General features: G+C 51.2%; 14 protein-coding genes. 6 read left to right on the top strand and 8 right to left on the bottom strand.

All coding sequences use genetic code 11. The features are described 5' to 3' along the window. The 3 genes from ACYU8Y_RS05725 to ACYU8Y_RS05715 all read right to left on the bottom strand — a co-directional run bounded on the left by ACYU8Y_RS05725 (window position 1) and on the right by ACYU8Y_RS05715 (window position 2340). Window positions 1-717 (bottom strand): hypothetical protein, encoded by a 717-nt coding sequence (locus tag ACYU8Y_RS05725; RefSeq protein ID WP_460935083.1) that lies wholly within the window; start codon window positions 715-717, stop codon window positions 1-3. An 81-nt stretch (window positions 718-798) separates the two neighbouring features. Beyond that, window positions 799-1293: a hypothetical protein gene (locus ACYU8Y_RS05720; RefSeq protein ID WP_460935081.1), complete on the bottom strand. Its 495-nt coding sequence runs from the start codon at window positions 1291-1293 to the stop codon at window positions 799-801. 78 nt (window positions 1294-1371) lie between these two features. After that, entirely contained in the window at window positions 1372-2340 is a 969-nt protein-coding gene (locus ACYU8Y_RS05715; RefSeq protein ID WP_460935079.1) for an OmpA family protein, read from the bottom strand. A 235-nt stretch (window positions 2341-2575) separates the two neighbouring features. Here ACYU8Y_RS05715 and ACYU8Y_RS05710 point away from each other — a divergent pair, with 235 nt between their 5' ends. The 4 genes from ACYU8Y_RS05710 to ACYU8Y_RS05695 all read left to right on the top strand — a co-directional run bounded on the left by ACYU8Y_RS05710 (window position 2576) and on the right by ACYU8Y_RS05695 (window position 6462). After that, window positions 2576-3601 carry a threonine aldolase family protein gene (locus tag ACYU8Y_RS05710; protein WP_460935077.1) on the top strand — a complete coding sequence of 342 codons (1026 nt, stop codon included), beginning with the start codon at window positions 2576-2578 and terminating at the stop codon, window positions 3599-3601. Between the two features lie 68 nt (window positions 3602-3669). Continuing rightward, window positions 3670-5268 carry a GNAT family N-acetyltransferase gene (locus ACYU8Y_RS05705; protein ID WP_460935075.1) on the top strand — a complete coding sequence of 533 codons (1599 nt, stop codon included), beginning with the start codon at window positions 3670-3672 and terminating at the stop codon, window positions 5266-5268. Between the two features lie 75 nt (window positions 5269-5343). Continuing rightward, the gene (locus tag ACYU8Y_RS05700; protein WP_460935073.1) at window positions 5344-5751 is read left to right on the top strand and encodes an RrF2 family transcriptional regulator; all 408 of its coding nucleotides are present in this window, start codon (window positions 5344-5346) and stop codon (window positions 5749-5751) included. A 66-nt stretch (window positions 5752-5817) separates the two neighbouring features. Next, entirely contained in the window at window positions 5818-6462 is a 645-nt protein-coding gene (locus ACYU8Y_RS05695; RefSeq protein ID WP_460935071.1) for an NAD(P)-dependent oxidoreductase, read from the top strand. A 129-nt stretch (window positions 6463-6591) separates the two neighbouring features. Here ACYU8Y_RS05695 and ACYU8Y_RS05690 read toward each other — a convergent pair whose 3' ends face one another. Further along, window positions 6592-6993, bottom strand: a complete 402-nt coding sequence (locus ACYU8Y_RS05690; RefSeq protein WP_460935070.1) for a ribosomal maturation YjgA family protein — start codon at window positions 6991-6993, stop codon at window positions 6592-6594. A gap of 20 nt (window positions 6994-7013) precedes the next feature. Further along, the gene (locus tag ACYU8Y_RS05685; RefSeq protein WP_460935069.1) at window positions 7014-7877 is read right to left on the bottom strand and encodes a glycerophosphodiester phosphodiesterase family protein; all 864 of its coding nucleotides are present in this window, start codon (window positions 7875-7877) and stop codon (window positions 7014-7016) included. Here ACYU8Y_RS05685 and ACYU8Y_RS05680 point away from each other — a divergent pair. Beyond that, window positions 7870-8022: a hypothetical protein gene (locus ACYU8Y_RS05680; RefSeq protein ID WP_460935068.1), complete on the top strand. Its 153-nt coding sequence runs from the start codon at window positions 7870-7872 to the stop codon at window positions 8020-8022. The genes ACYU8Y_RS05685 and ACYU8Y_RS05680 overlap by 8 nt on opposite strands. A 10-nt stretch (window positions 8023-8032) precedes the next feature. Next, on the top strand, window positions 8033-9049 hold the full coding sequence (locus tag ACYU8Y_RS05675; protein WP_460935066.1) for an LLM class flavin-dependent oxidoreductase: 1017 nt from the start codon (window positions 8033-8035) through the stop codon (window positions 9047-9049). A gap of 131 nt (window positions 9050-9180) precedes the next feature. Here ACYU8Y_RS05675 and ACYU8Y_RS05670 read toward each other — a convergent pair whose 3' ends face one another. The 3 genes from ACYU8Y_RS05670 to leuS are packed head-to-tail and all read right to left on the bottom strand — an operon-like array spanning window position 9181 to window position 12708. Further along, complete coding sequence (locus ACYU8Y_RS05670; RefSeq protein WP_460935064.1) at window positions 9181-9582, bottom strand: type II toxin-antitoxin system VapC family toxin; 402 nt, start codon at window positions 9580-9582, stop codon at window positions 9181-9183. Next, the gene (locus ACYU8Y_RS05665; RefSeq protein WP_460935062.1) at window positions 9582-9809 is read right to left on the bottom strand and encodes a hypothetical protein; all 228 of its coding nucleotides are present in this window, start codon (window positions 9807-9809) and stop codon (window positions 9582-9584) included. Before ACYU8Y_RS05665 ends, ACYU8Y_RS05670 begins: the two co-directional genes overlap by 1 nt. Before the next feature lie 46 nt (window positions 9810-9855). Beyond that, window positions 9856-12708: a leucine--tRNA ligase gene (leuS, locus tag ACYU8Y_RS05660; RefSeq protein ID WP_460935060.1), complete on the bottom strand. Its 2853-nt coding sequence runs from the start codon at window positions 12706-12708 to the stop codon at window positions 9856-9858. Window positions 12709-12723: the final 15 nt, after the last annotated feature.

The raw sequence follows: 12723 nt of genomic DNA, 5'->3' as shown, positions 1-12723 counted from the left end.
TTACCTTGCCTTACGTTCGTAAAACCTTTTCGCCTGCTCGACCCAGCTGTCCCGCTCGATACGGCCCGGAAAAAACTCGATCAGTTCGTTTACCTTATTAACGTCTTCTCTGGTGAAATTCGCAATCTGCCGGAATGTATAGATACCCAGACTATGCAGTTTACGCTCCAGGAACGGACCTATGCCCACAATGTCCTTCAGATCGTCGGCTTCCGTCGCTACCGCCCGGCCAATTCGGTCGAAGTTCACTTCGCCAGCACGGGCTGCAATTCGGCTAAGCACGGCGGCTTCTGAGTTATCAGGAACACCAGCACCCACCGGCAGTACTGGTATGACAGCAGGCGTTGTGTAAGCGCTTTCAGACGCCGTTGCCCCAGTCAACGAGGTCTTTGTGGTCGAATCTACCTCTTCATCGATCAAGTCCGGTGTATCGTCGTTTGAAATAGCGGGCAACAGAGGATCGGCATGAACAAAAGGCCTTGGAACATCCACCGTAGAAACTGGGGGCACAACAACCTGGGGCGAATGGCCTCCCAATTTTGATTGACGGCAATCCGCCAGTTCTGCCTCTTTGGCAGCGATTGCCTTTCGCAGGGAGCTAACCCGACCGGAACGCGCCAGACGGCCCAACAGCCACCCAACGAACGCAGCAAATGCCAGCAAGAGTACAATCTCGGTGAAGGCCACCGTCTGATTTAAAGGATCTAATCCAAACATAACAGGAGGTTGCTTTAGGGTCTTTTACTCATTTCGTTGCAGCTGGAGCCTCTACAGAAACCAGGCAGACAAATCGAGCGATTACTTATTTTTTGCCAATTCAGCGGCCTGACCGACCCAGTTATCCCGCACAATCCGACCAGGAAAAAACTCAATCAGATCGTTTATCTGATCAATATCGTCTTCATTGAAATTAGCGATCTGCCGGAACGTATAGATACCGAGGGCATGCAACTTTTTCTCGAGAAAGGGGCCAATGCCCACAATGACTTTGAGGTCATCGGCAGTGGCGGGCGAACCCAGCCCAATTCGGGCAACGTTAATTTCACCGGCCCGCGCCCGAATCCGGTTCAGGACGATGGTTTCTTCATCGTTGGCATCACCAGCCAGTATAGCTGGTTGTCGATAGCAGTCCTCCACCGCCCGTTCGGTACTGGCCAGGTCACCTTCCAACCGACGAATCGTCTGTTGCCGGGAGATATAGCCAATAATAAAACCCAGCACGCCAGCAACAATCAGCATAATCAATTGCTGAAATTGGGCATCCGGTAAGTTAAGGGGGTTCATATCAAACATACAGCAAAGCGTTTATCGATTAACATTTGCCAGGGCGGCAACGCCCTGAGCACAAGCAAGGAATCTATTCAAGAGAATTCACTGAACCACGACCGTAACCCGCCGATTGGCTTTTCGGCCCGATAGTGTACTGTTATCGGCTTTGGGCTGGGCTTCGCCTTTGGCCTCCACGGTGACCTGATCGGAGTCGATTCCTGATTTACGCAGTTTCGCCTTTACCTGGTTCGCACGTTCACGCGAGAGACGTAAGTTTACCTCATCGGGCCCGGTGTTGTCAGTATAGCCTGTCAGGAGAAGTTTCTTGTCTTTGTGCTCGGTCAGGTATTTGGTCGCTTCCTCGAAAAACTTTTTGGTTTCGTCCGTTTTGATGTAGTTGGCACCTCCCAATGGGAAATACAAATCAATGGGCTTAAATACGGACGTAAACTTTTGCGACTCAGCCAGCTCTTTTTCAGTAGTTGGTTCGTTCATCACAAGGGGAGCTGCCGTGGTCGTGGCAGCCGTATCGGCAGATGCGGTTGTTGTACCCGAAAATGCAAAATCGAGGCCACCGGTTAAGGAGTCGCCTTTTGCCGTGGCAGGCAGCGTACGCTCGACTCCTTTTGTTGACAGGGATGAAGCCGGGACGCCCTGCTGCACCAGGTATTGTTTAAAGCCTTCGGCCCGCGCCAGCCCCAGGTTCGGGAATGTTGTCGTATTTTTCTCCTCTGGCGTGTAGTAGCCAATAACCTGGAGCGTTCGGCCAGGATTCGCTTTCAGGTACGCAACCATCGTTTCCAGCGATCCACCCAATGAATTCATATTGGCATTGGCTCCCGATTTGGCAAAGCTGAAATTACCCGGCAAATTGAGCCGAAAGAGATTTCCATCAGCAATGGTAAATCCATCAGCACCGGCTGGCGTTGTATACAGTTCCGGCTCATCAGCTGCTTCTACGGGCGCGGGATCACTTCCACAAAGCTGCTTTATTTTACAGATGTGCCACCAGGTAGACCCAGCCATCCATACGATCAGCAGAATGACCCAGGGCGTTTTATTCGTTAACATAAGTAAGGACAGAGGTTAGTACCGACACCAGAGCTGGCCTTTTATAGTGGACAGTAGTAGGCGAAAAAGTTGCTCAAAAATAGCGGTATGTGGCTCAAAAGCAAGTCAGGCAAAATTTCCTACTCTGATTCTTAACTAACTAGTTGTTTCAGTTGCATAAAGACTGTAAAAATGTGCCGACAGTAAGTCCGTCTCTTCTTAACTTGCTTTCTTATACAGCCTGATAACGACATAAATGCTTATTGACCTTCGTAGCGATACCGTTACACAACCCACGCCCGCCATGCGCGAGGCCATGTTTTCTGCTCCGCTCGGCGACGATGTGCTCGGCGATGACCCAACCGTAAACGCCCTCGAAGCCAAAGCGGCTGCTTTATTCGGTATGGAAGCGGCCCTGTTCTGTGCGTCGGGAACAATGACCAACCAGCTCGCCATTCGTACGCACACGCGCCCCGGCGATGATGTCATCTGCGATTACCTCTCGCACGTTTACCAGTACGAAGGCGGTGGTATTTCCGTCAATGCGCTGGCATCGGTTAGCCTGATCCACGGCCAGCGCGGTAAAATTACGCCCGAGTTGATTCGCGACTATATTTACAATCCAGCCGACGCCCACAAGCCGATCTCCCGGTTGGTAGTTCTCGAAAATACCGTGAATAAAGGCGGAGGCTGTTACTACACCGTTCCCGAAATCGCGGCCATTCGGAAAGTTTGTGATGAAAACGGCCTGATCCTGCACCTGGATGGCGCCAGGCTTTTCAACGCGCTGATCGAGACAGGTGAGCCGACGGTAGCCTACGGCCAGCTTTTCGACTCGATCAGCATCTGTTTGTCGAAAGGGCTGGGGTGCCCCGTGGGTTCGCTCCTGCTCGGTAAAGCTGATTTTATCCGGCAGGCCCGGCGCTTTCGGAAACTGATGGGTGGTGGCTGGCGGCAGGCCGGATTTCTGGCGGCTGCCGGTATTTATGCCCTCGATCACCACATCGATCGCCTGAAACAGGATCATTCCCGAGCCCGCAAAATCGGAGCAATGCTCGAACGCTTACCCGAGGTTGAAGAAATTCTGCCCATCGACACGAATATTGTCATTTTCCGGCTTCCCGAAACCATATTAGCCGCCGACTATGTTGCTTCTTTAGAAACTAAAGGGATTCGCAGCATCACATTTGGCAAACAGTTAGTGCGATTTGTTACGCATTTAGATTTTACGGATGAGATGGTGTCCGAGATGGAATTAATCCTGAGCCGCGATTTCTCCTGATTTACCCATACGCCTTGCATCATCGTCCGTTGGCGAAATCATAAAAATCCCGGCTCAGACAATCACTTATGCATATACAAACCAGACCCTTACAGAAGGAAGATTATCATGATCTCAAAGAGGCCATGATCGAGGTATATAGTGGAATCGGTGGCGACTACTGGGAGAAAAGCAAGATCAACAAATTACTCACTATTTTCCCCGAAGGCCAGTTTTGCGTCGAAGTCGATGGAAAAGTGGTCGCCTGTGCGCTGGCCATTCGGGTGAAGTACGACCAGTTTGGCGACAACCATACCTACGCAGAAATTACCGGTGGCTACACCTTCAAAACCCACAGCGACGAAGGCGATTACATGTACGGCATCGAGGTGTTCGTGCATCCCGATTACCGCGATCTGCGGTTGGGGCGTCGGCTCTACGACGCCCGCAAAGAAGTATGCGAAACGCTCAACCTGAAAGGTATTCTGGCGGGTGGGCGTATTCCAAACTACAACAAGTTCGCCCACGACCTGTCGCCCCGCGAATACATCGCCAAGGTGAAGCAAAAGGAAATTTACGATCCCACGCTGACCTTTCAGCTGTCGAACGATTTCCACGTTCGGAAAGTGTTGCGCGGTTACCTGCCCGGTGATACCGAATCGAAAGAGTATGCTACGCTGCTGGAGTGGATCAACATCTACTACGTTGCCGAGAAAGATAAACGCCCCCATACCGACTCTATTATTCGGCTGGGGGTGATTCAGTGGCAGATGCGGTTGTTCAAAAACCTCAACGCTTTTTTGGAACAGGTCGAGTTTTTCGCCAATGCTGTCAGCGATTATCGGGCTGACTTTATGGTGCTGCCCGAGTTTTTCAATACGCCCCTGATGGCCGATTTCAACGATCTGCCGGAGCCGGTCGCGATTCGGAAGTTAGCCGACTTTACGGAAGCCGTTCGGGAGAAGCTTTGCCAACTGGCCATCTCTTACAATGTCAATATTGTGGGCGGCAGCATGCCACTCGTCGATGAAGACGGGAAGCTCTATAACGTAGCTTATCTCTGTCGGCGCGATGGCTCGTACGAAGAGTACCGGAAAATCCATATCACGCCCAATGAGGTGCGGCACTATGGTATGGTGGGTGGCTATGAGATTCGGGCGTTCGACACCGACTGCGGCAAAATTGGCATGCTGATCTGTTACGATGTCGAGTTTCCTGAACTGGGTCGTATTCTGGCTCAACAGGGTATGCAGATTCTCTTTGTGCCCTTCCTGACCGACACCCAGAACGGCTACTCACGGGTACGCCATTGCGCGCAGGCCCGGGCCATCGAAAATGAGTGCTACGTGGCTATTTCGGGATGTGTGGGCAACCTGCCGCGGGTACAGAACATGGATATCAACTATGCCCAGTCGGCGGTGTTTACGCCTTCCGACTTCCAGTTCCCAACCAATGCGGTGAAAGCCGAGGCAACGACCAACACCGAAATGGTCCTTATTGCCGATGTTGACCTGAGCTTATTGAAGGAATTACACGAACATGGGTCCGTTCAGGTTTTGAAAGATCGCCGGACGGATTTGTATGATGTAACGCTGAAAAAAGCGGCCAAGAAAGCCATGAAACAGAAAAAAGCGTCGCCAGATAACGACCCGGAGCAAGTGGCTCCCCTTATCGTAGTCGCCAATTAATGAGTGTGTGAAAAAGATTCCCTAAAAACAGGGAATCTTTTTTAAGCCTAAACTGTAACATTAAATATTACACTAATGAACGGACGATTCGCCATATCCATGCACATTTTAACCCTGTTGGCTACGGCCAACGGCGAATGGCTATCATCGGAATACATTGCAGGCAGTATCAACATCAATCCGGTGCTCGTTCGTAAGGAAATCAGTAACCTGCGTAAGAACGGACTGGTCATTAGTCGTGAAGGCAAGAACGGTGGCAGCATGCTGGCTAAATCACCACAGGCGATTCGCTTATCCGACGTTTTTATATCAACTCGCCAGGGGCCTTTTCTGGGAACCGCCCGAAACAGCCCCAACCCTGCCTGCCCCGTTGGTAAGCAGATTAACCAGCACCTGGACGATCTGTACCTGGATGCGGAGCAGGCCCTCATCCAAAAACTAGGGGATACAACGCTCGACGAGTTTACCCGGCGGTTTGACTAATTTTTTTACCTAAAACTGTAACATTTTTTATTACATTAAATTTTTCACGTTAACAAATCACACAGTATGAAACTCGCAATCATTGGTGCCTCTGGCTTTGTAGGATCAGCCCTAGTCGAAGAATCTCTCAACCGGGGTCATGCCGTGACGGCTATTGTCCGCCATCCGGAAAAAATTACGGTAACGCACCCCAACCTGGTGGTTAAGCAGGGTGATATTCGGGAGGCCGGTACGGTTGCCCAACTGGTGGCGGGTCATGATGCCGTGCTAAATGCTTTCAATGCCGGCTGGGCAAACCCAAACCTATATGATGACTTTCTGAACGGCTCAGAGACGATCGAGAAAGGCACCGAGGCTGCGGGCGTTAACCGGTTATTGGTCATTGGTGGAGCGGGTAGTCTGGAAGCCGCTCCGGGCGTTCAACTGGTCGACACGCCCCAATTTCCGGCTGATTGGAAAGCAGGTGCCACAGCCGCCCGCGACTACCTAAACGTACTCCGTAAAAACACAACTCTGGACTGGACATTCTTGAGCCCCGCCATCAATCTGGCTCCCGGCGAACGGACCGGCAAGTTCCGACTGGGTACCGAGCAGCCCGTTTTCGATGAAAAAGGGGAATCGGCCATTTCGGTTGCCGATCTGGCTGTGGCGGTCTTGGACGAGATTGAGAAACCACAGTTTATCCGGAAGCGGTTTACGCTGGGCTACTAAGTTAAACCAGTATTGAGTGGAGTCGGATTCTCAAATCTGACCAGTAAGGTTACTTATAACCGAACGATACGAGGTTTCTCGAAACCTCGCCGGTCGATTATAAGTAGCCGACTCCACAGATGGTTAAGCCTACTTGCTTTTAAGACGAATGGGAATGACCAGCCTTTCCAGCAGAACACCTATAAAAACACCAATGCTGTAACACAGCAGATCACTCCACACGAAACGGAAGCCCAGCACCAGGCCACCCAGACGGGTAGACCGCAGGCTGTCTATCCAGGTCGCGTGATATAGCTGACTCACTTCGATGCCAACGGAGAACAGTAAGGCCGCCAGCGCGACGGAGCGAACTGACCAGCGGTTGAAAACGATCGCGAAGCCGAAAAAGACCATCAGCGCCCATAGCCCGTCTCCGACATAAGCACGAACAAAGGGAAATTCACTGAAAAAACGCCTTGATGCCAGCCCAAGCAGCATCGTCACGAGCGTCAGAAGACCATAGACAATTCGATTACGCTCAACCGTCTGCATGCCTTAAGCGACTACGGGTCTTATTTGTACAACACCTTTGCCATCTCAAACGGGCGATCCGTAGACATGATATCGGCACCGTTTTGAGCAAACGTTTTGTATACCTGATCTCCTTTCGCAGCAGCCTGTTTATCCAGATTACCCAACGTGCCCAGGATACAGGCAATACCCTTATCGTGCAGAAATTTGTATAAGTCGGCATCCGGCTCTTTAACCCCAACAAAGGCGACCATTCGGTTATCGGGAACGCCCAGTTCGCGAAGGCGGTCGTATTCGGCCCGGTTGCGAATGGTAACCGATATCATCAGATTCGGATCGAGTTTGTTGAGTTTAGCCGCATCCTGAGCATTGTACGTAATGACGGCGACGTAAGCACCCGCGCCCGTCTTATGAATCATGTCGACCACTTTAGCGAACGACACATTCCGCTTCACATCGAGCGTGAACGTAACCTTGTTTTTACCCCAGCGCAAAACCTCCTCCAGCGTCGGAATTTTATAAGGCGTTGCGTTCCCCATATTATCTTCCAGCCGATACTGCCCAAGTTCGGCGTAGTTCCGGTCGATTAGCTTTCCGGTGCCGGTCGTCGTCCGGTCGAGAGTGGCATCGTGCATCATGACCATCACGCTATCTTTGGTCAGGTCGATGTCGCATTCGATGATAACCGGCAGGTTTTTAGCCAGATACGCAAAGGACTCAATGCAGTTTTCGGGATATCCTTTCAGATCGCCCCCGCCCCGGTGAGCCGATATTTTTGCCGACTGGTTGGGTGTATATTTAAAGAAATCATACGCCTTTCCGGCAGGTATTTTCGTGTACGTCCTGGGCGAACAGGTAATCAGGCCAACGCTTAGGCCAAATACGATAATCGATTTAATGGTCATTCTGGTTGTTGATGAAGTAATGACGGATTATCTGGGTGAAATGCTGGAACCGTTCCGACAAACCGGTTTGTTAAGCAAAGAAAACATGGACCCCGTTGCCCTGTTTTCCTCCAACTTACGCTGCAAAAATAAGGTAACTATTTAGACATCGCCGTATGATTCCCTTTTCAGTTCTGGATTTATCGCCTATCGTCGAGGGCAATACAGCTACTCAGGCGCTTCGAAATACATTGAATCTTGCCCAGCATGCCGAACAGCTAGGCTATAATCGCTACTGGCTGGCCGAGCATCACAACATGCCGGGCATTGCCAGCGCGGCCACGTCGGTCGTTATTGGCTACGTAGCCGGGGGGACAAGCACCATCCGGGTTGGGTCGGGCGGTATCATGCTGCCCAATCATTCTCCGTTGCTCATCGCCGAACAGTTTGGCACGCTGGAGTCGCTCTACCCCGGCCGCATTGATCTGGGTCTGGGCCGGGCACCCGGTTCCGATCAGGCAACATCGCAGGCGTTGCGTCGGAACATGAACGGTCCCGATACATTTCCGCAGGATGTGGTCGAACTACAGCATTATTTCCAACCCAACGATACCAATCAGTTTGTTCAGGCCATACCGGGGAACGGCTTAGATATACCGATCTGGATACTGGGCTCCAGTCTGTTTGGTGCTCAACTGGCCGCCATGCTTGGCTTACCCTACGCCTTTGCCTCGCACTTCGCCCCCGCCGAACTACTACGGGCATTACAGGTTTACCGTACTCAATTTCGACCATCTGAACGCCTGAAAGAACCTTATGCGATGGTGGCAGCCAATGTTATTGCAGCCGACACCGATCAGGAAGCTCAGCGGTTGTTTACATCCGTGCAGCAGCAGTTCCTGTACATTCGGAGGGGAAAAGCACGCCAGATGCAGCCGCCCGTCGATAATCTGGAAGATACGTGGCCCGATTACGAACTGGCGGGTATCGACTCCGTTTTTCGCTGCTCGGCAGTAGGGTCGCCCACAACAATACAACGGGGATTAGCCAGCATCATCGCCCAAACCAAAGCCGATGAGTTGATTATTTCGGCCCCTATTTTTGACCATGAAGCCCGCAAGCATTCGCTCACGCTCACCGCGCAGGTACGCGAAGCGTTAGCAGCTCAGCAATCGGCCCCGATTCTGGCTTAATAGTTTAGGGGCTACTTAGAAACGGGACCGGGTTATGTCAAGTAGACGTAACCCGGTCCCGTTTCTAATGAATGGAGTATGCGTGAAGTCGGTTTCTTGGAACTGGCTTCCCAATTTCTTTTCTGACTATTCTACGCCTGAACCAAATGAATCGCAGGCACGTAGAGATGAAAATTCTGATCAGCAGAAATAATAGGAACTCCTTCTGCTAATGCAATCGCTAGTAACAATCGATCAAAAGGATCTCGATGATGATCAAACAGTGGAACTTGCTCGTACGCAGCAATGTGTTTCTGTTCAATAGGTACTAAGTGAAATCCATCCGCGTGTAACCGATCAATCAAGTCTTTAACAGGCAAATTCAATTCAGGCAACCGACCTATCTTCTGCTTAATTACAATTTCAAATAAACTTATTTCACTGACCCAAATTGGATTCTCTAACAGAATTCTCTGTACAGAAGCAGTAATCTTCGATGGATTGATAAGGCTCCAGATTACAATTTGTGTATCAGCCAAATAAGCATACTCCATTACATATAATCATTAAGGTCGTCTAAAGGCGCATTAAAATCATCGGGGATATTGTATTTACCTTCCCAACTGCCCAAACGTACTCCTGCTGACGAACCAGCGACGGTCGTATCAGTCACTGATTCGTCTAGAAACAAGATGACAACTTTTGTACGGCGATTCGTTGGTGGACGTTCCGTTAAGGTTAATTGGCCATTCTCGTAAATTCCATTCACAGCTGTGTACATAAGCGGATAAGTTGTTGGACGTTAAATCTACAGATTCTCAACGATTCTAAAGCACCACGTTCACAATTCGCTTGGGCACAACGACCACTTTCTTAGGCGTTTTGCCCTCCATCCATTTCTGTACGGTTTCATCAGCCAGCACTTCCCGCTCAATGTCGCTGGGTGCCCGGTCGATGGCAAAACTGATCGTAGTACGGACTTTCCCGTTGATCTGAATCGGGTAATCAAAGGCGGCTTCAATCAAATAATTTGGATTGAATTTTGGAAACTCGGCCTGCGAGAGTGTGCCCGGTTGATTGCCCAGAGCCGCCCACAATTCTTCGGTAATGTGCGGGGCATAGGGTGACAATAACAGAACCAAATCCTGCAAAATAGCTCGTTTGTGGCAGTTTAGCGTTGCCAGTTCATTGACGCAGATCATGAATGAACTTACCGACGTATTGAACGAATACTGCTCAATATCCTCTTCCGTCTTTTTGATCGTTTTGTGCAGGACTTTCAGTTCGGCCGGCGTGGGCTGCTCGTCTGTTACAATCCACTGACTTTCCCCGGCAGCACTATCCTTGTAGAACAACCGCCAGAATTTGCGAATGAAGCGATACACGCCATCGATGCCGTTCGTATTCCAGGGTTTGGCCTGTTCGAGCGGCCCCAGGAACATTTCGTACAGGCGAAGAACATCGGCCCCGTACTTCTCCACGATATCATCAGGATTGACGACGTTGAACTTCGACTTCGACATCTTTTCAACCTCGGCACCAACTAGGTAGCGTCCGTCTGGCTCAGTGATAAATTCTGCATTGTCTGCTAGGTCCGGCCGGGCCTTTCTGAATGCCTCAATGTCCAGTACGTCGTTTTCAACGATATTGACATCGACGTGAAGGGGGGTTACTTCCTGTCCGTTTACCTGATTCAGTGATAAAAATATGGCGGGTGCGCCTTCTCTTCCCGTACCCGCTACGCGATACACGAAATTGCTCCGGCCCTGAATCATGCCCTGGTTGATGAGCTTTTTGAAGGGCTCTTCCTGCGGAACATAGCCCCGGTCCTTCAGGAATTTATTCCAGAAGCGGCTGTATAACAGGTGACCCGTGGCGTGTTCGGTGCCGCCGATGTAGAGGTCCACGTTCTGCCAGTAATCGATGGCTTCTTTAGACGCAAACTCGGTTGTATTCTGCGGGTCCATGTACCGATACCAGTACCAGGATGACCCCGCCCAGCCTGGCATGGTACTTAACTCATACTCGTATTGCCCCTTGTATTTCCAGCCTTCGGCACGGCCCAGGGGTGGTTCGCCAGTTTCGGTTGGCAGGTATTTATCGACGGCGGGCAACTCCAGCGGCAAATCATTCTCGTCGATCAGGTACGGCAAACGCCCTGACGGGCCTTCTTTAAAATAAACCGGAACGGGTTCACCCCAATACCGTTGCCGACTGAATACGGCGTCGCGCATCCGGAAATTGACTTTTCCACGACCCAGTCCGCGCGCTTCTAGCCAGGCAATCAGCGTGGCGGTCGCTTCTTTGTAGGTCATGCCATTGACCATACCCGAGTTGATGTAATGGCCTTCCTTGGTGTTATCAGCCTGCTTGTCGATGTCTTTCTGGCCATCCAGAATCGGCACGATCGGCAGGTCAAAATGTTTGGCAAAATTCCAGTCACGCTGATCGCCCGAGGGTACGGCCATCACGGCACCGGTACCATAACCCGCTAATACATAGTCGGCCAGAAAGATGGGGACTTTCTCATTGTTGAATGGATTGATGCAGTAACTGCCCGTAAACACGCCCGAGACGGCTTTGGTATCGGCCATCCGGTCGCGTTCCGAACGAAGTTTAGCCGCATTGATGTAGGCGTCTACAGCCTCCTTTTGCTCGGGCGTTGTCAGCGTCGCAACCAGCTCGTGCTCAGGAGCCAGCACCATAAAGGTAACTCCGTAAATCGTATCGACACGGGTCGTAAAGACTTCGATGGATTGTTGGGAATCCGGTTTTTGGTTTTCGCTCTCAGGAGAAGCATCAACCGCAAACCGCACGCTAGCTCCTACACTTTTTCCGATCCAGTTTCGCTGTTGCTCTTTAATCGATTCGGTCCAGTCAATAGTATCCAAACCCGTCAGCAAGCGGTCGGCGTAGGCGGTGATGCGCATCATCCATTGCCGCATCAGCTTTTGTTCAACGGGATAGCCTCCCCGTTCCGAGACGCCGTCCTTCACCTCGTCGTTGGCCAGCACGGTGCCCAGAGCCGGACACCAGTTCACGACGGCATCGGCGAGGTAGGTCAGGCGATACTGGAGCGAGATCGCATATTGTTCCGTTTCAGACAGGGCATTCCATTCATCGGCCGTGAAGGTCGATACGGTATCGTCGCAAACCGCCAGAACCCCCTGGGTACCATTGGCCGAAAATTTGGCGAATAACGTCTCTATCGGCTCGGCTTTGTCGGTTTCTTTATTGTACCACGAGCGAAACAACTCCATGAAAATCCACTGCGTCCATTTGTAATACGCCGGATCGGAAGTACGGACTTCGCGGCTCCAGTCGTAGCTGAAACCAATATTTTTCAACTGTTCGATGTAGCGCGTCAGGTTCGCTTCGGTCGTTACGGCCGGGTGCTGACCGGTTTGAATGGCATATTGCTCGGCGGGCAATCCGAATGAGTCAAAGCCCATCGGGTGCAGCACATTATAGCCTTTCAGCCGTTTGTAGCGCGAAACGATATCCGAAGCGATATAGCCCAGCGGGTGACCAACGTGCAGCCCCGCCCCTGACGGGTAGGGAAACATATCGAGGACGTAGTACTTGGGGCGGTCAGTTGTTTCGGCGGGTTTGTAGGTGTGATGCTCGTCCCAAAACCGTTGCCATTTCTGTTCGGTTTCGCGGTGATTGTAGTCAGCCATAATTGTAGGGCGACT

It is taken from the genome of Spirosoma humi, from assembly GCF_054776575.1.
The sequence above is the reverse complement of the archived record's forward strand: the minus strand, read 5'-3'. Positions and strand labels throughout refer to the sequence as shown.